The 18715-nt window shown below is 56.6% G+C and carries 18 protein-coding genes; 8 read left to right on the top strand and 10 right to left on the bottom strand.

Annotation, left to right across the window (positions count from 1 at the left end; all coding sequences use genetic code 11):
* Positions 1–21 precede the first annotated feature (21 nt).
* The 4 genes from CMO10_RS05740 to modA all read left to right on the top strand — a co-directional run bounded on the left by CMO10_RS05740 (position 22) and on the right by modA (position 4108).
* Positions 22–1890, top strand: coding sequence for a DUF294 nucleotidyltransferase-like domain-containing protein (locus CMO10_RS05740; protein WP_297019503.1), 1869 nt, complete (start codon positions 22–24; stop codon positions 1888–1890).
* Positions 1891–1895: 5 nt separating this feature from the next.
* Positions 1896–2585 (top strand): exonuclease domain-containing protein, encoded by a 690-nt coding sequence (locus tag CMO10_RS05735; protein ID WP_297019500.1) that lies wholly within the window; start codon positions 1896–1898, stop codon positions 2583–2585.
* A 63-nt stretch (positions 2586–2648) separates the two neighbouring features.
* Positions 2649–3167, top strand: a complete 519-nt coding sequence (locus tag CMO10_RS05730) for a hypothetical protein (RefSeq protein WP_297019498.1) — start codon at positions 2649–2651, stop codon at positions 3165–3167.
* 158 nt (positions 3168–3325) lie between these two features.
* Positions 3326–4108, top strand: a complete 783-nt coding sequence (modA, locus tag CMO10_RS05725) for a molybdate ABC transporter substrate-binding protein (RefSeq protein ID WP_297019495.1) — start codon at positions 3326–3328, stop codon at positions 4106–4108.
* Positions 4109–4121: 13 nt separating this feature from the next.
* Here modA and CMO10_RS05720 read toward each other — a convergent pair whose 3' ends face one another.
* On the bottom strand, positions 4122–4487 hold the full coding sequence (locus CMO10_RS05720) for a winged helix-turn-helix domain-containing protein (protein ID WP_297019492.1): 366 nt from the start codon (positions 4485–4487) through the stop codon (positions 4122–4124).
* A gap of 135 nt (positions 4488–4622) precedes the next feature.
* Between CMO10_RS05720 and modB the strand changes: the two genes are divergently transcribed.
* On the top strand, positions 4623–5315 hold the full coding sequence (gene modB, locus CMO10_RS05715) for a molybdate ABC transporter permease subunit (protein ID WP_297019491.1): 693 nt from the start codon (positions 4623–4625) through the stop codon (positions 5313–5315).
* Complete coding sequence (gene modC, locus CMO10_RS05710; protein WP_297019487.1) at positions 5312–6442, top strand: molybdenum ABC transporter ATP-binding protein; 1131 nt, start codon at positions 5312–5314, stop codon at positions 6440–6442. The genes modB and modC overlap by 4 nt, the downstream gene beginning before the upstream one ends.
* A gap of 62 nt (positions 6443–6504) precedes the next feature.
* On the opposite strand, the gene CMO10_RS05705 is transcribed toward modC, so the two are convergent.
* Positions 6505–7356, bottom strand: coding sequence for an urea carboxylase-associated family protein (locus CMO10_RS05705; protein WP_297019486.1), 852 nt, complete (start codon positions 7354–7356; stop codon positions 6505–6507).
* 111 nt (positions 7357–7467) lie between these two features.
* Here CMO10_RS05705 and CMO10_RS05700 point away from each other — a divergent pair, with 111 nt between their 5' ends.
* Positions 7468–8334: a LysR family transcriptional regulator gene (locus CMO10_RS05700; protein WP_297019483.1), complete on the top strand. Its 867-nt coding sequence runs from the start codon at positions 7468–7470 to the stop codon at positions 8332–8334.
* Between the two features lie 13 nt (positions 8335–8347).
* Here the strand turns inward: CMO10_RS05700 and CMO10_RS05695 are convergent, their stop codons facing one another.
* From CMO10_RS05695 to CMO10_RS05665, 7 genes are all read right to left on the bottom strand, one after another.
* Positions 8348–9286 (bottom strand): 2-hydroxyacid dehydrogenase, encoded by a 939-nt coding sequence (locus tag CMO10_RS05695; RefSeq protein ID WP_297019480.1) that lies wholly within the window; start codon positions 9284–9286, stop codon positions 8348–8350.
* A 104-nt stretch (positions 9287–9390) separates the two neighbouring features.
* The gene (locus CMO10_RS05690) at positions 9391–10539 is read right to left on the bottom strand and encodes a methyl-accepting chemotaxis protein (RefSeq protein WP_297019477.1); all 1149 of its coding nucleotides are present in this window, start codon (positions 10537–10539) and stop codon (positions 9391–9393) included.
* 8 nt (positions 10540–10547) lie between these two features.
* Positions 10548–11084 (bottom strand): PAS domain-containing protein, encoded by a 537-nt coding sequence (locus CMO10_RS05685; protein ID WP_044827954.1) that lies wholly within the window; start codon positions 11082–11084, stop codon positions 10548–10550.
* A 307-nt stretch (positions 11085–11391) separates the two neighbouring features.
* Entirely contained in the window at positions 11392–11943 is a 552-nt protein-coding gene (locus CMO10_RS05680) for a sarcosine oxidase subunit gamma (protein ID WP_297019474.1), read from the bottom strand.
* Between the two features lie 15 nt (positions 11944–11958).
* Complete coding sequence (locus CMO10_RS05675) at positions 11959–14952, bottom strand: sarcosine oxidase subunit alpha (protein WP_297019471.1); 2994 nt, start codon at positions 14950–14952, stop codon at positions 11959–11961.
* Positions 14949–15251 carry a sarcosine oxidase subunit delta gene (locus CMO10_RS05670; RefSeq protein ID WP_044827951.1) on the bottom strand — a complete coding sequence of 101 codons (303 nt, stop codon included), beginning with the start codon at positions 15249–15251 and terminating at the stop codon, positions 14949–14951. The genes CMO10_RS05675 and CMO10_RS05670 overlap by 4 nt, the downstream gene beginning before the upstream one ends.
* A gap of 11 nt (positions 15252–15262) precedes the next feature.
* Positions 15263–16516 carry a sarcosine oxidase subunit beta family protein gene (locus CMO10_RS05665; protein WP_044827950.1) on the bottom strand — a complete coding sequence of 418 codons (1254 nt, stop codon included), beginning with the start codon at positions 16514–16516 and terminating at the stop codon, positions 15263–15265.
* A gap of 97 nt (positions 16517–16613) precedes the next feature.
* Here CMO10_RS05665 and CMO10_RS05660 point away from each other — a divergent pair, with 97 nt between their 5' ends.
* Positions 16614–17639 (top strand): GlxA family transcriptional regulator, encoded by a 1026-nt coding sequence (locus CMO10_RS05660; protein ID WP_297019464.1) that lies wholly within the window; start codon positions 16614–16616, stop codon positions 17637–17639.
* Between the two features lie 5 nt (positions 17640–17644).
* Here CMO10_RS05660 and CMO10_RS05655 read toward each other — a convergent pair whose 3' ends face one another.
* Entirely contained in the window at positions 17645–18712 is a 1068-nt protein-coding gene (locus CMO10_RS05655) for an FAD-binding oxidoreductase (RefSeq protein ID WP_297019463.1), read from the bottom strand.
* Positions 18713–18715 lie beyond the last annotated feature (3 nt).

The raw sequence follows: 18715 nt of genomic DNA, 5'->3' as shown, positions 1-18715 counted from the left end.
CCTCGCGGAGGAAAAAAGGTCATGAGCATCGAACTCGAAGAAATTGCCGAATTTCTGAAACAACATCACCCGTTCGATCTGCTACCCGACGCAGAAATCAACGCCCTGCCCAAGCGTCTTCAGGCCCGCTATTTCCGTGCTGGGACCAAGGTCCTGTCGCCCGAACAGCAATGCCTGCATCTTTACATTATTCGCACCGGCGGCACCGAAACTCGTGATCCGAACGGGCAACTGCTTGCCCGCCTGTCGGAGGGTGAATGTTTTGGCGTACGCGCGATGTATCAGAACGGACGGGCTGCCAACAACATCACCACCCTTGAAGACAGCCTGTGTTACTTGCTGCCCGAAAAGGACTTCCATGACCTGACGGGCAAGTATCCGCAATTCAGCTATTTCTTCTCGCAGATGGGCGGGGATCGCCTGCGCAGCGGCATGCAACTGCTTGAAAGCCGCGATGACGATCAGCTCAAACTGATGAGTGTGAAGGTCAGCGACCTGATCGCACGTGATCTGGTCAGCATCGACAAATCCGCATCGATCCTTGAAGCCGGTCAGCTGATGAGCAAGGAACGTGTTTCCTGCCTGCTGATCACCGAGGGCGATGATGGCGTTGCCGGCATCATGACCGACCGCGACCTGCGAAACCGCGTGATTGCCAAGGGCCGCAGCTATGACGAGCCGGTCACAGCCATCATGACCGAAAAGCCGATCTCGATTTCGCCGGATCAATACGCCTTCGATGCGCTTCTGACCATGACGCGCAACAATATCCGCCACCTGCCGGTCATGAAGGATGGCAAGGCGGTTGGCATGATCACCACCAATAACCTGCTCGCCCGCCAATCGCTGTCGGCTGTTTATATGGCGGGCCGCATCGGCAAGCTGACCGAACCCGAAGAAATGGCAAAGGTCATTGCCCAGGTCCCCGAACTCCTGAGCCACCTGATCGAGGCGGGCGCGACATCGCATAATGCCGGGCATATCGTGACAACCCTGTCGGACGCGGCAACTGCCCGCCTTCTGCAACTGGCAGAAGAAGAATTTGGCCCGCCACCTGTTCCGTACGTCTGGATGGCTGGCGGATCGCAAGGACGACAGGAACAAACCGCCCTGTCGGATCAGGATAACTGCCTGATCATTGATGACGCCTATGATGCTGAACAGCACGGCGCGTATTTCAAGAAGCTGGCTGATTACGTCTGTGATGGCTTGCACAAGGTTGGCTATGTCTATTGCCCGGGCGACATGATGGCCAAGATCGATGAATGGCGCCAACCGGCCCGCACCTGGCAGCAATATTTCAATAAATGGATCGAACAGCCCGAACCAAAATCCCTGATGCTATGTTCCGTCTGGTTTGACCTGCGGCCAGTCCATGGCACCAAAAGCCTGTTTGATGACCTGCACCGCATGATCGTTTCCAAGGCCAAGGACAACCGCATTTTCCAGGCCTATATGGTCGGCAACGCCCTGACCCATCATGTACCGCTTGGCTTCTTCAAGAACTTCGTCATGATCCGTGGCGGCGAGCATGACAAGACCCTTGATCTGAAACACAATGGTGTCGTGCCGATTGTTGATCTGGCGCGCATCCATGCCCTTGCCAATGGGGTTGAGGCGGTAAACACCTATGAACGCCTTAATGCCGTCAAGGCCTTCCCATCGATTAGCAATCAGGGGGCGTCCGACCTTCTGGATGCCTTTGAATTTGTCAGCATTACACGTCTCAAACATCAGGTCCGGCAAATCCGGCGCGGTGAAAAGCCCGATAACTTCCTGCAACCCGAAAGCCTGTCAGCGTTTGAGCGCAGCCACCTGAAAGATGCCTTCTCGGTGATCAAGAACCTTCAGAGCGCGCTTGAGCACGCCTTTGGCAAAAGCGGGACCTGATCGATATGGGATTGCGCGAAAAGATCCTTGATAGCCGCCTGTACCGTGATTTCATCCAGCGCAAGGCCACCGGGGCTTTGCGGACCTATTACGATGTCCCACCAGCCGACCCCGACAGATCGGTGATGGAAACCGAATTTATCGCCCTTGATCTCGAAACCACGGGCCTCGACCCCAAAAAGGCTGAAATCGTCAGCCTTGGCTGGGTGATCATTCGCCAGCTTGCGGTCGATTTTTCAAGTTGCGAGCATATTCTGGTCAGGCCGTCCAAGGAGCTCAGTGAAAGCTCGGTCGTGGTACACCGGATTTTTGATAGCGACGTCGCCGATGCCCCGAATATTGAAGCCGCCCTTGAACATCTGTTGCCGCAAATGGCCGGGCGCGTTTTGATTTCCCATCATGCACCGATTGAACTGGGCTTTCTTGGTCAGGCATGCAAACGCTGCTTTGGCGCACCACTGCAAATCCCGACAGTCGATACCCTTGTGCTCGCACTGCGTGACATCCGGCGCAGTGGGGAGCCGATGAAGGCCGGTGCCCTTCGCCTTGATACCCTACGTCGAAATCACAACCTGCCACCCTTTAGGGCACATAATGCGCTATCCGATGCGATTGCCGCCTCTGGCCTGTTTCTCGCGCAGATCGCCAAACGTGATCCAAAAGGCGAACTTGAGCTCGACCGGATACTGCGCTAATCGGTTATCAGGGTTAAACAAATGCCCCACCAACAATAACAGCGAATTGGGAGCCACCCCCGTATGTACGTCTTCATCTTCACGACAGTTGTTGTCGGGTTTGCATCGGCTGGTGTGGTCATGCTGCTGTTCCGCCTGTGGGGCCGCAAAGCACCGAAATATGTCGTTCCCTTTGTCGCCGCAATTGCGATGTTCGGCTACATGATCTGGGATGAATACACCTGGTTTGATCGCTATGAGGCACGCCTGCCGCAAACCATCAGCGTCATTCAAACATTCACCGACGAAAACATCTTCGCGCCCTGGACACTGGTTTCCGCGCCAACCAATCGCTTTACTGCGATTGACCACGACAAGCTGGTTGCCAACCCGCAAAACCCGGACGAAAAGCGTGTCATGACCTTGCTACTGCGTAAGGGTGGTGAAACCCTTGCCCTGACCCACCTTGTCGATTGTGCACAAGGTCGGCGCGGCTATATCACCCCGGACACCGCACTTGATAGCAACGGCTTCCCGACCGGGATGGATGAATGGTTCGATATGGGCGCTGATGATCCGCTGCGTGCCGCGGTTTGCCAGTAACCGACGCTCTGGCATTTAAACCAGACAGCCCGCCACGAGCGGGCTGTTTTCATTTCTACCCGTTTCCAGATCGATGCGGTTTTATCAATCCGTTGCTTGACACATCGCTATATTCATAAAAATATAGCGATACTGAATCACTCACCGGGAGCCCCACCGTGAACCGCTTACTCCGCAATCTGTTTGCCGCCACACTCGTCCTTACAGCCAGCACCGCCGCAAATGCCGAAGACATCACTGTTTTCGCCGCTGCCAGTCTGACCAATGCCATGACCAAGGCCGCAGAAACCTATGAGGCCGAAACCGGCAACCATGTGCGTTTGTCCTTTGCCAGCTCATCAACCCTTGCCCGGCAAATCGCGGCAGGTGCGCCCGCCGATCTGTACATATCGGCCAATCAGAAATGGATGGACTGGCTGGTAGATCAGGACCTGATCGCGGCCGAAAGCCGTCAGGATATTCTGGCAAACAGTCTGGTTCTGATTGCACCGACCGACAGTTCGCTGGGGCAGATAACGATCAATGATCAGACGAGATTCCTTGATCTGATCAGCCCGGAAGATCGCATCGCTGTTGGCGATCCTGAGCACGTTCCGGCCGGCATTTATGCCAAACAGGCACTCTCACATCTGGGGCAATGGGATGCGGTTGAAGACCGTCTGGCGCGCGCCGATAACGTCCGGGCTGCGCTGGCACTGGTCGAACGTGGCGAAGCACCGCTGGGTATTGTTTATCGGACCGATGCCGCAATTGCCCAGGACGTCAAAATCATCGCCACCTTCCCGGAAGGCTCCCACCCAGCAATCACCTATCCCATCGCAATGATCAAGGATGCCAAAGCAGCAGGCGCGGGCGACCTGCAGGCATGGCTTCTGGGAAACGAAGCAGGCGTCATTTTTGCTGAATTCGGCTTCGCATCACCGAAGGCGGAACCAAACTGATCACGGAAAATGATCACGCGTCTTGCAAAGGATCTTTCAGAACGGCGGCAAGCTGATCAAGGTCATCTTGCAATGCGCTTTCGGCCCTTTCACAGGCCCGGTCATACAAGGCGATCACTTGTTTGCCCATGTCGGTTAATTGCGCGCCACCATGTGCGCGTCCGCCGACATGGGTTTCAATCACCGGTGATGTGAAGCACTTGTTAAGTTCATCAATCAGAAGCCACGCACGGCGATAGGACATCCCCATCGACCGCGCAGCAGCCGAAATTGACTGATGTTCCAAAACAGCACGCAGCAAATCGACCTTCCCGTAACCAAGGCGAATGTTGCCGGGCAGATCAATCTTCAAACGAATTTTCAAATCGTCACTTGTCATGGCCACACACTATCCTCGCCTTAGTCCAAATGCCAGTGCAACGCATCGCGGCGTTATTTTACGTGACGAACGCATCAAATTTGCCGACTATGAGCTTATCGCGATCTACACAACACGCAGAGATACATATCCCTCATGATTAGCCTGACGCCCGCAGAAATCGAAGCGCTGCTGCTTAGCCTGCGCATTTCGGGGGTTGCGGTTGCCTGTGCCCTGCCATTTGCGGTCGCCGTTGCCACCGCACTTGCACTTGGCCGGTTTCCCGGACGTTTCATTCTTGATGCCATTGTGCATTTGCCGCTTATCCTGCCGCCGGTTGTCATGGGCTATTTGCTACTGATCGGTTTTGGCACACGCGCGCCTTTAGGCGCCTGGCTTTACGAAACCTTTGATCTGCGCTTTGTCTTTAGCTGGACGGGTGCTGCATTGGCATCAGCCATCGTAAGCTTCCCGTTTCAGGTGCGCGCCATTCGGCTCAGCCTTGAGAACATCGATCATGGTTTGTATCAGGCGGCCGAAACGCTTGGTGCCGGGGCGATTGACCGGTTCTTTTCACTGACATTGCCCCTCGCCCTGCCCGGCATTATTGCCGGTGCCATTACGGCCTTTGCCGCAAGTCTCGGGGAATTTGGTGCCATCATTACCTTTGTCTCGAATGTGCCGGGTGAAACCCGCACCCTGCCCCTTGCGATCTATACCGCGATCCAGACGCCGGGCGGTGAACTGGCCGCAGCCCGCCTTGCTGCCCTTTCCATTGGCCTCGCCTTTACCGGCCTGCTTCTTTCCGAACTGGCCTTGCGCCGCATCCGCAAGAGGGCCGCGTCATGAGCATCGGGGTTAATGTAGAATATCACCTCAAGAACTTCGGGCTTTCGGCGGAATTCAACATTCCCGAACCCGGCATCACCGCCCTGTTTGGCCCGTCCGGCAGCGGCAAGACCACACTGGTGAACATGATTGCTGGTCTGGTCCGCCCGAACCGGGGCCACATCCAGATCAACGATCATGTGTTGTTTGAACATTCGCGTGGCATCAATTTACCCGTGCGCGAACGTCGCGTTGGCTGCGTGTTTCAGGACAACCGCCTGTTTCCGCATAAATCGGTGCGCGACAACCTGTTTTACGGCGCACGCCGCAACCCCCACAAACTGCCGCAGGACGAACAACAGTCGATCCTTGATATGCTTAATATCGCGTATCTGATGGATCGTCGCCCCAACCTTCTGTCTGGCGGGGAAAAGCAAAGGGTGGCGCTTGGCCGCGCGCTTCTGTCCAATCCGGATGTGTTGCTGCTTGATGAGCCGCTTTCGGCCCTTGATCACGCCCGCAAACAGGAAATCCTGCCGTATCTTGAATGGCTGCGCGATCATCGCAAGATACCCATCCTGTATGTCACCCACGCGATTGACGAGGTCGCCCGTCTTGCCGACCACATGGTGGTGATTGATCAGGGCAAAACGCTTGCGACCGGTTCGGTGTTTGACATGCTGGGCCGCACGGATCTGGCAACACTGGCCGGGCGCTTTGACGCCGGTACTGTCCTGCCCGCCCGGATCGTCAGCCGCGATCCCAAGGCCGAGGTCAGCTTCCTTGAATGCGGCGAACAGCGTCTTGTTGTCCCCTATCTTGGTCGACCAAACACAGACCGGGTTCGATTGCATGTAAGGGCGCGTGACGTGATGATTGCCCGCACCCCGCCGCGCGACATCAGTGCGAATAACATCATTCCCGTGACCATCACCAAAATTACCGATACGCCCGGCGATACCATCGATGTCACCATGTGCTTTGGTCAGGATGCGGACGCCACCCTTCTGGCTGAAACCAGTGGCCGCCCGAAAATTCATGCCCGCATAACGAAATGGTCTGGGTCACGCCTGAAACTGCAACCCCATCAAAAGGTCTTTGCCGTGATCAAATCGGTCACGGTCAATGGCCAGTTACGCGATCGCTAGGGGCTTTGAGCCCCCCACGAAAAAGCCCCGTCGTACAAACCGACGGGGCTTTTGCAATATGATCAGGGATGCTGATAGGCGTTCGGCGCCGGGAAATCCCATTTGCCGCGCAAGGTCGGATCGGTTTCATAGATCTCGACCTTAAGCGGATAACAGGCCGCCTCATCGCTTGAATGTCCGGTGCTGCAATCACCGCCCGGACAGGTCGACAAATTGCCCAGCAAATCAATCTCGGCAAACATTTCAATATAATCCCCCGGGCGCACCGGGCTTGCCTTCATGAAATACTGATGGGTGTCCTTGGTGAAACCGGTGCACATGAAAACATTAAGCACATCATGCACATAATGATCGGCTTCCTGCATCGACATGCCGGTTTCACCGCTCAGCGCCCGGCACAGGTTCGAATGGCAGCAATGATGATAATCCTGCCCGGACAACAGCCGGTTGGTAAACGGATCGCAGCGGGTGCCGATCACGTCATGGACACTGCCGCCATCTTCATCAAAGCCATACCAGTCGAGCGTATCTTCACTGATCAACGCCATCGACCGCAAATAGGGCATGTTTGACCACAGCCTATCACCGGTCGTTACATGGGTCCGATGCAGGGCGCGCGTCTTGCCACTGAAAAAACGTTCCTTAAGGTCATTGGCATTCCACAGGTTAAGGTCCCCGACCTGCGGTCCCTCGACACTGACAATGCGGAAAAAGCATCCTTTGGGCACATGAAATGTGCGGGCGTCGCGCGGCGGCACGATGACCTCGTCGGTCTTTTTCATCGATGCCTTGATTTCGGCCAAGGTCGCGAAATCCGGTTCGGGTAACGTTCCGTTGGGATAAACCACCACGGGCTTTACCGCGCGGCGGGCATCGGCGTCTGCAGGGGCGGGGTGCTGGGGCTTCATCGTCATGACATGACCTTGATCAGGGGAAAATGAATAGACAACAGGATCGCATAGTCATGCCATCTGACAAGCATGTTTCTTCTTGCCATTAGACCAAGAAATACTTACCCATAATTCATGAAGGATATCCCGCCCCTATCGCATATTCCGGCCTTTGAAGCCGCGGCGCGCTTCGAAAGTTTTATCCGGGCTGCAAAGGCACTTGGCATTACGTCAACGGCAGTCAGTCAGCATGTGCGGGCCCTTGAGAACTGGCTTGGCACACCGCTTTTTGTCCGTAAGGCACGCGGGGTTCAACTGACCCGAGAGGGGCGAGAGTTTGCCGACTCCTGTCAGAATGCGTTACGCGAAATTCGCGATGGCGCCGAACGGGTTTCCCCGCAAAATACCAAACGCAAAGTTGGCCTTGCTTGCCAACCTTCTGTCGTGTCGCTTTGGCTGACCAGCCGCCTGCCGGACTTCATGGAACGACATCCTGAAATTCAGGTCTCCATCGTCTATCCGTTCGGCGCCACCACGCCCGAGGAAGTTGGCGCGGACCTTCTGATCCGTCATGGCACGACACCGGACCGGACAGCTGAAAAACTCCTAAGTGCCGCAACACGCCCGACCTGTGCCAAATCCTATCTCGAAAAGGCAGGACCGCTTGATGGGCCCGTTGCGATCCGGGATGCGCGATTGCTGCATGACGAGACCGAAGACGCCTGGCGTCTGTGGTTCCGGCAGTACGGCCTTGAACTGCCCGGCGGTAATGCGCCGGTGTTTGGTGATTTCAACCTGCTGATCAGCTCCATACAGGCTGGCCATGGGATTGGCCTTTGCCCGACGGCGCTCATCGAAAGTGACATCGCATCGGGTAATCTTGTCGTGCTGTCCGAAGATGCCGCTGATACCGATAAATACTACTGGCTGATTGGGGCACATGCCCTGTCTTCTGACGCGGAATTACTGCGGCAATGGCTGCGCGACCAGGCATCGGTTTAATGTGAAATGCCGATCACACAATCGGCGTGATCAACGCGCCGCGCTCGTCCCAAGCATCCAGATTATCAACAACCAACTGCGCCATGGTATCACGGGTTTCGACCGTCCCACTGGCCAGATGCGGATACAGAACAACGTTATCAAGTTGGGCAAAGGCCGGATCGATATTTGGTTCGTTATCAAAAACATCAAGACCGGCACCGGCAATCGACCGGTCTTGCAAAGCCCGGATCAGGGCCGGTTCATCAATCACCGATCCACGCGCGATGTTGATCACGATCCCAGCACGGCCGAGCGCATCCAGCACCGCTTGATTAACAATCCCCTTGGTCGCCGCCCCACCGGGGCATGCCAGCACCAAAATATCCGCCCACTCGGCAAGCGCCACAAGGTCCTCGAAAAACTTGTAATCGACGGCCTTCTTGCTGCGACCGAAATAGCCGACTTCGACGCCACTTGGAATGGAGCGCGATGCAATCGCCTGCCCGATCCGCCCCAGTCCGACAATACCAAGTTTCCTGCCGCGTACAGTGCGCGCAAGCGCCATCGGCCCCTTGGCCGCCCATTTTCCGCTGCGCACCCAGTCGTCACCTGCGCGCAGCTGTCGCAAGGTGGCGTGCATCAACATGATCGCCGTATCGGCAACATCATCGGTCAGGATGTCCGGGGTGGTTGAAACGCGGATACCCCGCGCCCGGCAGGCTTCAAGATCAATCAGATCATGGCCCACACCGAAACTCGTGATGACCTCAAGATTGGGCAGTTGCGCCATCAGGTCTGCCGGCACGCCAAAGCGTGCGGATGTGACAATCGCGCGGATCTGATCACCCATCTCAACAAGGAACTTTTGCTTGTCCTCGATCAGGTCATAGCGATGCAGGTCATGACGTTCCGCGATCAGGCGCGTGTGGGCCGGACGGATATCAAGAAGGGCAAGAACAGATCGGATCATCGGGATGGCTTTCAATGGGGCAAGGTGCACCAGAGACTAGCCATCCCACAGATGTAAAACAAGTTTACGAGATAGATAACATTACAACAGGGTACCCCCGGCAATCACACCACCCGGCGCACTTCGGTCAGGAAGTTCCCGATCTCCGCTTTCAGGGTTGCCGCCTTGTCCGAAAGATCACGCGCTGCCTCGGTCAGTTCTTCGGCTGCGTTGCCAGTTTCCTGTGCCCCGGTGGTCACGGTGACGATGTTGCGCGATACCTCGTCCGTTCCGGTTGAAGCTTCCTGAACGTTGCGCGATATCTCGTTGGTTGCTGCAGATTGCTGCTCGACCGCGGCCGCGACCGAGGTATTGGCGTCATTCACTTCGGAAATAATCGCCGAAATCCGATCAATACCCTCAACGGTCGATGTCGTCGCACCCTGAATGTTGTCGACATACTGGCTGATCTCGCTGGTTGCCCGCGCCGTCTGACTGGCGAGGTTCTTGACCTCGTTGGCGACAACGGCAAAGCCCTTGCCAGCCTCGCCTGCCCGCGCGGCCTCGATCGTCGCATTCAGCGCCAGAAGGTTGGTTTGGGAAGCAATGTCATTGATCAATGCAACCACGGTCGCGATCTGATCGGCTGCCTCGGTCAGTTCCGTGACTTGCGCGGTAACACGTTTGGATGTTTCACCGGCCTCATTCGCGACCACCGCTGCGTTCGAGACCTGCCCACTGATTTCACGAATAGAAGCCGAGAGTTCTTCGGATGCCGATGACACTGCCTGCACATTGGCTGATGCCTGCTCGGCAGCAGAAGACACCAGAAGCGATTTCTCCGATGCGTTTGCAGCAATGGCAGTGAGGCTCTCGGACGATCCGGTAAGCTGGGTTGCCGAACTCGACACGGAGTTGACGATGCTTACGACAGTGTCTTCAAATGTCGTGGCAAGGCCGCGAAATTCGTCGGTGCGTTTCTGCATCATGCCCAGCGCACTATTGACCGACCGGCTGGCGGTCAGGAAGGTGCCTTGCATGCTGGTTTCCATGATCCGGCGGAAATAGCGGTTATCACGCACCTTTTCCATGCAGGCGACAGATTCCCGGACATAGGTGTCATTGCGGTCGATCAGATCATTGATCGCGTTCAGAAGTTCGCCAATTTCCCCGCTACTTTGAATATTGGTAATGCGTGCTTCGAAGTCCCCTGCTGCTGCGCGCTTTACAATTTCGGTCGCTTTCTTGATTTCGGCATTACTCGACCCAAACATGACCCCTACTACCCTCCAAGAGACAAAGTGAATTCGTTGAATGTTTGTTTTTTTGAGGCGAGCAATTCGGTGAGATAGGCATAGGACGCATCCAAACCGTCCTTTGGTGACGCCGCGGATTTTTCAAGCTTCAGAAGGTGGTCATAAAGCGGGACGATAGACTCTTCGATGACCTTCTTGTCGGGCGCCCGGCGGTTACTGTGAAAACCGGTAATTTCGCCGGCTGTGTTCCGGCTCGGCGTCATGTGCGCCAGCACCCAGTAATTATCACCGTTCTTCGAACGGTTATTCACATAGGCAAAGATTTCACGACCATCCTTGATGGTGTCCCATGCAAGCTTGAACACAACACGCGGCATTTCCGGGTGACGGACAATGTTGTGCTGCTTGCCAATGCATTCCTGTTCGGTGTAACCGGCGAGCTTGTAAAATGTCCGGTTGCCATAGGTCATCTTGCCGGTGGTATCGGTTTTGGTGACGATGATCTCGTCCGGCTCAAGATAAATCTCATTGCCAGAAAGCCTGGCGTCGCGCCTGTCGCTCATTATCTACCCCTGGTTACTGACACCGCGACCCCACCTGTTTTTAATTTGAAAAACTCATTCCCGCTCCCTCACCGCCTAAGCAAGGGTATGGGCGAGAACAGCAATAAAGTGGGGTTAATTATACTAATGGGGCGGGCCGCGAGAAATTCAACCCAGAGGCATGCGGATTAATCCCGAAATTGCAATCGGGTGGCGCTTTGATCACGTTGAGAAACACAAGCGAGGGATCAGGCACCCAGCAGGTCACCAATATCCAGATACAGTAAGGGCGGGGTTGGCAATTGCCAGAACCCCGCCCCGACTTGATTTATTCTGCAGCAAATTCCTTGCAGCCGGTGCACAGCAGATCGATGACGTGCAGGGCAAACGATCGCCAGATGTCCATGCGGAAGCTTTGTTCCGCGTCACGCCAGAGAACGACCGTGACACCGTCAATCACTGTGCGGCAACCACCGCCGACCGGGATGGTGTCGATGTCGCGCGGGCAGCCGATGGTAAGCAACTCGGCAGCACGTTCGCCTTCGATCCGGACCGTAACTTCACGGGCGGATACCTCAGTCAGGCTGTGGGTTGCGGATGCATAAACATCCGCACAGGCCTTAACCAAGGTCTCGGTATCGTCCGGCTTGGCAATGATCAGCCATTCATCCGGGCCAAGACAGATCGTCTCGGTGGTGCCGTTGGCAGCACGTGCGCCAACGGTGGTTGCCAGATCAACACCGATCGCCTTGGATACGGCCGGAATATTGGCCGCACGCAGACGCAGCGAGAAACGGGCAACCGGTGCCATCAGGGTCAGCTTGACCGGTCCTGATGCAACGATCGGACCCGGCGTAAATGCGTGTGTAAGTACCGTCATTTTTCTGTTCCCCGCCTAGAGTTTCAACCGTGCGCCTTCGGGATCGAAGAAGACCGTCCCGGTGACAGTTGCCTTGATCACACGATCAGGCATCGGAATGTAAATGGTTTCCCCCATGCGATTGAAACCGTCTTCAAGCAGCGCCATGGCAATCGGGCGGCCTGCGGCATCGCTGTGATAGCTGGATGTCACATGGCCAACCATTTTCATCGGCTTGGGCTGGTTCGGATCAAGAACGATCTGTGCACCTTCCTCAAGCTTGGTTTTGCCATCTTCGGTCAGAAGACCGATCAGCTGCTTGCGACCTTCGGCAACCAGATCCGGACGTGCCAGACCGCGTTTACCAACAAAGTCGGGTTTCATTTTACCGATTGCCCAGCTTAGCCCTGCATCATGCGGGGTGACCGTGCCATCGGTGTCCTGACCGACAATGATATAGCCCTTCTCGGCACGCAGCACGTGCATGGTTTCGGTACCATAGGGGCAGATATCGTATTTCTTGCCAGCCTCGAACAGCATTTCCCAAAGGGCGCGACCAGCATGGGCCGGAACGTTGACCTCAAAGCCGACTTCACCGGTAAAGCTGATGCGGAACAGGCGTGCCGGGAAACCACCAACGCGGCATTCCGCAACCGACATGTGCGGGAAGGCTTCATCAGACATATCAAGACCTTCGACAAACGGCTCAAGCACCTTGCGCGCATTCGGGCCGTTCAGCGCAATGGTCGCCCACTGCTCGGTCGTCGAGGTCAGCCAGACATCAAGGTCCGGCCATTCGGTCTGAAGGTAGTCTTCCATCATATTCAGCACACGTGCCGCACCACCGGTCGTGGTGGTGACATGGAAGCGGTCATCGGCCAGACGGCCAATGACACCGTCATCACGGATAAACCCGTCATCACCCAGAAGCAGGCCATAACGTGCCCGCCCCGGTGCCAGCTTGGTCCAGGGGTTGGTGTACATGCGGTTCATGAATTCAACCGCATCGGGGCCAACCACCTCGATCTTGCCAAGGGTCGATGCATCAAAGATGCCGACACTGGCACGCGTCGCACGGCATTCACGCGATACGGCGGCATGCATGTCTTCGCCGTCTTTCGGGAAGTACCATGCACGGCGCCACAGGCTGACCGGCTCGTAGGCTGCACCGTTTTCTTCGGCCCAGCTATCAATCGGGGTTTTACGCGTCACTTCAAAGTGACTGCCCTTATGATAGCCGCAGAACGCACCAAAGGTGGTCGGGGTATACGGCGGACGGAAAGTCGTCAGACCAACTTTCGGCTGCGGCACACCCAACGCGTCAGACGCAATGTTCAGGCCGTTGATGTTGGACATCTTGCCCTGATCGGTCGCCATGCCGTTGGTGGTGTAGCGTTTGACATGCTCGATCGAACGCATGCCTTCACGTACCGCCAGACGGAGGTCCTTGGCCGTAACATCGTTCTGGTAATCGACAAAGGCGCGTGCCTTGCCAGCATCCAGATCGGTCGGCAGTTCCTTGTGGCTGACACCGGTTCCCGGACGGTCATTAGCGACTGCATAGCTTGCAGCCTTGGACGTCTTGCCAAGGCTTTTGACCGCTGCCGCGCCCATTTCCGCGCCATCATTCAGGACCGCTTCAATGCCCCACAGGCCACGGCCTGCACCGGCGATTTCGCATTCTTCTGCCTTGTGATCCGGCAGGAAGGTCTGGCGTTCTTCGTCCCACTTGAGAGTACCCTTGGTGTGCGAGAACAAGTGAAGTGACGGCGTCCAGCCACCCGACATCAGAAGGCAATCGCAACCGATAACCTCGGCAGCACCGACCGACGATCCGGTGATCGGGTTGACGCGAACCGATTTGATACGCAGGCGGCCTTCGGTCCCGGTAACGGTATGACCGGCCATGATACGGATGCCACGTTTGGTCGCCTCGGCAACGAGATCGCCATTCGGCTCGGCACGGGTATCCATGATGGCGGCAATGGTGGTGCCGGCATCGGCCAGATCAAAGGCGGCATACCATGCGCTGTCATGGCTGGTGACGATGACGGCCTTGTTGCCAACGCGCACGCCATAACGGTTAAGGTACGTCTGAGCCGAACCGGCCAGCATCACGCCCGGGCGATCGTTGCCATCAAAGACCAGCGGCTTTTCAAGCGCACCCTGTGCGAGAACAACCTGCTTGGCGCGGACACGCCACATGCGTTCGCGCGGGGTTTCCCCATCCGGGCTTGCAAGATGGTCGGTCAGCTTTTCACAGAGACCAACCATGTTCTGATGGTAATAGCCAATCGCGGTCGTGCGGGTCATCACCTTGACGCCAAGCTCCTTGAGCTCGGCCAGGGTTTTGGCAACCCAGTCCCATGCCGGCATGTCTTCGATCATGGCCGACGGTTCGGACAGAAGCGAACCACCTGCTTCCGGGTTTTCATCAACAAGGGTCACACGCGAACCGGCACGTGCCGCCGAAACGGCGGCAGCAAGACCGGCAGGGCCAGCCCCAATGATCAGAACATCGGTATGCAGGTAACGCGATGCATAGTGATCCGGATCAGGTTCGGTCGGCGAAACACCAAGGCCGGCGGCCGCGCGAATGAACGGCTCATAGACCTTGTCCCAGAAGGATTTCGGCCACATGAAGGTCTTGTAGTAGAACCCGGCGGAAAACAGCATGTAGGCCTTGTCATTGATCGCGCCAATGTCAAAGGACAGGCTGGGATAACGGTTTTGGCTGTTGACCTGCAGGCCGTCCCAGATTTCCTGGACGGTTGCACGGGTGTTCGGCTCGAACCGGCCCGGACCACGACGGGTACCGACCAGCGCGTTCGGCTCTTCCGAACCGGCGGTCACAGCACCACGCGGGCGGTGATATTTAAACGAACGACCCATCAGGTGAATGCCATTGGCCAGCAGTGCTGATGCAACGGTATCGCCTTTGAAGCCTTTGATTTTCTTGCCATCAAAGGTGAACTGGATCGGTTGGGTGTGATCGACGCGACCACGCCCGGAAACGCGGAAGCTGCTCATTTCGATTTCTCCAACAATTTGGACAGTTCAGGACGGGGATCATCGGTTTTATAGGTGATCAGGAACCGGTCACTGACAGTGTCACGTACAGCGTTGAAATATCGACCGCAGCCATGGAAGTGGCGCCAGCGTTCATAATGCGGGCCCTTGACGTTGGTGCGGATGAACAGGAAGTCGCGCCATTCCTCGTCACTGACCGACGACGGATCGCTTGGGCGTGCGATATGGGCTTCACCGGCATAGGTAAATTCCGCCTCCGGCAGGGTCTGATTGCAATAGGGGCAATGGATCAGAAGCATGTCCGGTCTCCTTAGTGCGCAACAGCTGCAGCAGCGGCTTCGTCAATCAGACGACCGGTGCTGAAACGTTCAAGGGTGAAGGGCGCGTTGGCCGGATGCGGATCATCCTTTGCCACGGTCCATGCCAGTGTGTGGGCTGCACCCGGGGTCGCCTTGAACCCGCCAGTACCCCAACCACAGTTGACGTAAAGACCCGGCACCGGCGTCTTGCCAAGGATGGCCGAACGGTCCGGGGTCACATCAACGATACCGCCCCATTTACGCAGCATGCGCATGCGGTTGAAGATCGGGAAAATCTCGCAAATCGCAGCAACCGTGTGCTCGATCAGCGGCAGGCCGCCACGCTGGGAGTAACTGGTATACTGATCGGTCCCCGACCCAATGACGAGCTCGCCCTTGTCAGACTGGCTGATATAGGCGTGCACACTGTTGGACATGACAACACACGGGAAGATTGGTTTGATCGGCTCGGACACCAGTGCCTGCAGCGGATAGCTTTCAAGCGGCATGCGCACACCGGCCGTATCCATCACGACCGAGGTATGACCAGCAGCCGAAACAGCAACCTTTTTCGCACCGATGAAGCCCTTGGCGGTTTCAACACCCGTGACGCGGCCATCCGGGCCACGACGAATAGCGGTTACCGGGCAGTTCTGAATGATGTCGACACCACGTGCCGCGGCCCCACGGGCATAACCCCATGCCACCGCATCATGGCGGGCAGTTCCTGCGCGACGCTGCAGCGCTGCACCGACGACGGGATAACGCGCATTTGGCGAAATATCGAGCGGCGGGCAGAATTCCTTGGCTTCTTCCTTGGACAGCCAGACGTTATCCACACCGTTCAGACGGTTGGCATGCACGTGACGCTGGAAGCTTTGAACATCATGAACGTTATGCGCGAGCATCAGAACGCCGCGCTGCGAATACATGACGTTGTAGTTCAGTTCCTGGCTCAGCCCATCCCACAGATCAAGTGCGTGGTCATAAAGCTTCGCACTTTCATCATAGAGATAGTTTGAACGAATGATCGTCGTGTTACGGCCGGTGTTACCACCGCCAAGCCAGCCCTTGTCGATCACGGCGACATTGGTGATGCCGTGTTCCTTGGCCAGATAATAAGCCGCACCAAGACCATGACCACCCGCGCCGACGATGATGACATCGTACTCGGCTTTCGGCTCACTGTCGGGCCACTGCGGCTCCCAGTTCTTTTGGCCACTAAGGGCATTCTTGATAAGCGATAGCGCAGAAAAATGGGTCATGATTATACGATCCCCCGATTTACCATTGCCGGAACTCTATCAATGTCCTTGGTTTGCGGACTGGATAATTGCGACAATTTCATTGTATATTTTTGCCATGAACTCTTTTTCGAGCCCGGGGCCGAACTCCGGCAAACCCCTTGCAAAAAAGCGCCTTCGCGTCGCCTTTCTGCTGGCAGACAATTTCACACTGACAGCGTTCGCAAGTTTCGTCGATGTTTTGCGTCTGGCAGCCGATGAAGCGGACCGTTCGCGGCCGATCCACTGCGACTGGACAGTGCTGTCTGACACCATGAACCCGGTACGGTCGAGTTGCGGGGTCAAGGTGCAGCCCGACACGCGCCTGCGCAATGCCGGAGACTACGACTATATCGTGGTTGTCGGGGGGCTTATTCAAGAAGAAGGCGGACTTTCATCTGATTGCATCGCCTACCTCAAGGCGGCTGCAGCCAAGGGCAAGAACCTGATCGGCTTGTGTACCGGGGTTTTCGAACTTTATGAGGCAGGCCTGCTTGAAGGGTATCGTTGCTGTGTCAGCTGGTTTCATCATGACGAATTTGTCGCGCGGTTCGAAGCCGCCCAGCCGGTTTCCGATCAGATTTTTGTCGTCGACCGCGATCGCCTGACCTGCTCAGGCGGGCATGGTGCGGCCCATCTTGCGGCCTGGGTCGTGGAAAAACACATTGGCCGCACAGCTGCGACCAAAAGCCTGAGCATCATGATCATCAACGAGGCGATGACAGGCGAAAACCCGCAACCGGGCTTCCAGACTGATCTGGTCGCCCGCGAACCGCTGGTGAAAAAGGCGCTTTTGCGGATGCGCCAGAATATCGAGTCGCCCGAAACCATCGCCAAGATGGCCGAGAAACTGGGTGTCACCCGCCGCAAGCTTGAACGCGCGTTCAATGCCGATCTTGGCATTTCGCCATCACGCGCGGCCCTTCGCATCCGGCTTGATGCCGCCAAGAAGCTGCTGGGCGAGTCGAACAAGACCACCACCCAGATCGCGATCAGCACCGGCTTTTGCGACGCATCGCATTTCATTCACGCCTTCAAGGCCGAGATCGGCATGAACCCGTCGGAATATCGCAACACCGTTCCTGTCCCGGCCACCCTGCCCTGACAGCATCATGCATCGATGGTGACCTGTCCGATCGGGTTTGAGCAGCAGGCAAGGATATAGCCCTCCTCGATATCGTCATCGGTGATGCCACCGTTATGGACCATATGCACCTGACCTTCTGTCTTGCGCACCTTGCATGTTCCGCAAATCCCCATCGAACAGCCTGACGGGATGACAAGCCCGGCAGTCCGTGCTGCGGCAAGGATGGTATCGGTTTGGGTGCAACTGGCGGTGATGCCCGATGCGGTAAAGGCGATAACCGCCTTGCTTTCCTCATCCGGGACGACATCATCGGGCACGTCTTCGACATCCGGTGTCGGCGCGTGGAAGCTTTCCTGATGGTAACGATCCATGTCATAGCCAAGCCCGACAAGAACCTCGCGCACGGCCTGCATGAAGGGCTCCGGCCCGCAACAGAACACTTCACGTTCCAGATAATCCTGAGCCATCAGACCCAGCATCAGCTGATTGAATGTGCCCAGATATCCGGTCCAGGGTTTGTAAGGGTCTTCTTCCTCGACCACCCATTTAAGCGCGATGCCATTGATCCGCGATGCGCTGTGCTCCAGACGTTCACGAAAGATGATCTCGGACGGACGTTTTGCGCAGTTCACGAACACAATGTCGGGATCACGCCCGGCATCATAGAGATAGGTCGTCATCGACATCATCGGCGTGATGCCCGACCCCGCCGAAATAAACAGGTATTTCTCCGCCGGATGATTGATCAGCGAAAAGCTGCCAGACGGTCCCTTGGCACGAATGCGCATGCCCGGGCGCAAATGATCAAGCATCCAGCGCGTCCCGATCGATCCCGCCTGCGCCTTGACCGTCACAGTCAAGGACGTCGGACGCGAAGGCGAGGACGAGATGGTGTATGTCCGATAAAGCGGCCCGCCCGGCACCGGCAATTCCAGCGTTAAAAACTGCCCCGGGTCATAGCTGAACAACGCACCGGACACCGACTGGAAGCAAAAGGTCATAACATCTGGTGCTTCGGGCAGGAACGAAACACATTCGAGTTCTTCAGCATCCGACCAAAAGGCAAGCTTCGGCTTTTCAATCACAGACATCGC

Source organism: Thalassospira sp., from assembly GCF_002709775.1.
Taxonomy (GTDB): Bacteria; Pseudomonadota; Alphaproteobacteria; order Rhodospirillales; family Thalassospiraceae; genus Thalassospira.
This window is presented reverse-complemented; position numbering and strand designations above follow the sequence as displayed.

Bases quoted from the DNA above. Each gene is read 5' to 3' on its own strand.
- CMO10_RS05665 (WP_044827950.1), bottom strand. From the start codon at position 16,516: ATGACCCATTTTTCTGCGCTATCGCTTATCAAGAATGCCCTTAGTGGC.
- CMO10_RS05675 (WP_297019471.1), bottom strand. From the start codon at position 14,952: ATGAGCAGCTTCCGCGTTTCCGGGCGTGGTCGCGTCGATCACACCCAA.
- CMO10_RS05740 (WP_297019503.1), top strand. From the start codon at position 22: ATGAGCATCGAACTCGAAGAAATTGCCGAATTTCTGAAACAACATCAC.
- CMO10_RS05705 (WP_297019486.1), bottom strand. From the start codon at position 7,356: ATGACGATGAAGCCCCAGCACCCCGCCCCTGCAGACGCCGATGCCCGC.
- CMO10_RS05720 (WP_297019492.1), bottom strand. From the start codon at position 4,487: ATGACAAGTGACGATTTGAAAATTCGTTTGAAGATTGATCTGCCCGGC.
- CMO10_RS05670 (WP_044827951.1), bottom strand. From the start codon at position 15,251: ATGCTTCTGATCCATTGCCCCTATTGCAATCAGACCCTGCCGGAGGCG.
- CMO10_RS05660 (WP_297019464.1), top strand. From the start codon at position 16,614: ATGAACTCTTTTTCGAGCCCGGGGCCGAACTCCGGCAAACCCCTTGCA.
- CMO10_RS05695 (WP_297019480.1), bottom strand. From the start codon at position 9,286: ATGATCCGATCTGTTCTTGCCCTTCTTGATATCCGTCCGGCCCACACG.
- CMO10_RS05680 (WP_297019474.1), bottom strand. From the start codon at position 11,943: ATGACGGTACTTACACACGCATTTACGCCGGGTCCGATCGTTGCATCA.
- CMO10_RS05735 (WP_297019500.1), top strand. From the start codon at position 1,896: ATGGGATTGCGCGAAAAGATCCTTGATAGCCGCCTGTACCGTGATTTC.
- CMO10_RS05700 (WP_297019483.1), top strand. From the start codon at position 7,468: ATGAAGGATATCCCGCCCCTATCGCATATTCCGGCCTTTGAAGCCGCG.
- CMO10_RS05690 (WP_297019477.1), bottom strand. From the start codon at position 10,539: ATGTTTGGGTCGAGTAATGCCGAAATCAAGAAAGCGACCGAAATTGTA.
- modB (WP_297019491.1), top strand. From the start codon at position 4,623: ATGATTAGCCTGACGCCCGCAGAAATCGAAGCGCTGCTGCTTAGCCTG.
- CMO10_RS05685 (WP_044827954.1), bottom strand. From the start codon at position 11,084: ATGAGCGACAGGCGCGACGCCAGGCTTTCTGGCAATGAGATTTATCTT.
- CMO10_RS05655 (WP_297019463.1), bottom strand. From the start codon at position 18,712: ATGTCTGTGATTGAAAAGCCGAAGCTTGCCTTTTGGTCGGATGCTGAA.
- modC (WP_297019487.1), top strand. From the start codon at position 5,312: ATGAGCATCGGGGTTAATGTAGAATATCACCTCAAGAACTTCGGGCTT.
- CMO10_RS05730 (WP_297019498.1), top strand. From the start codon at position 2,649: ATGTACGTCTTCATCTTCACGACAGTTGTTGTCGGGTTTGCATCGGCT.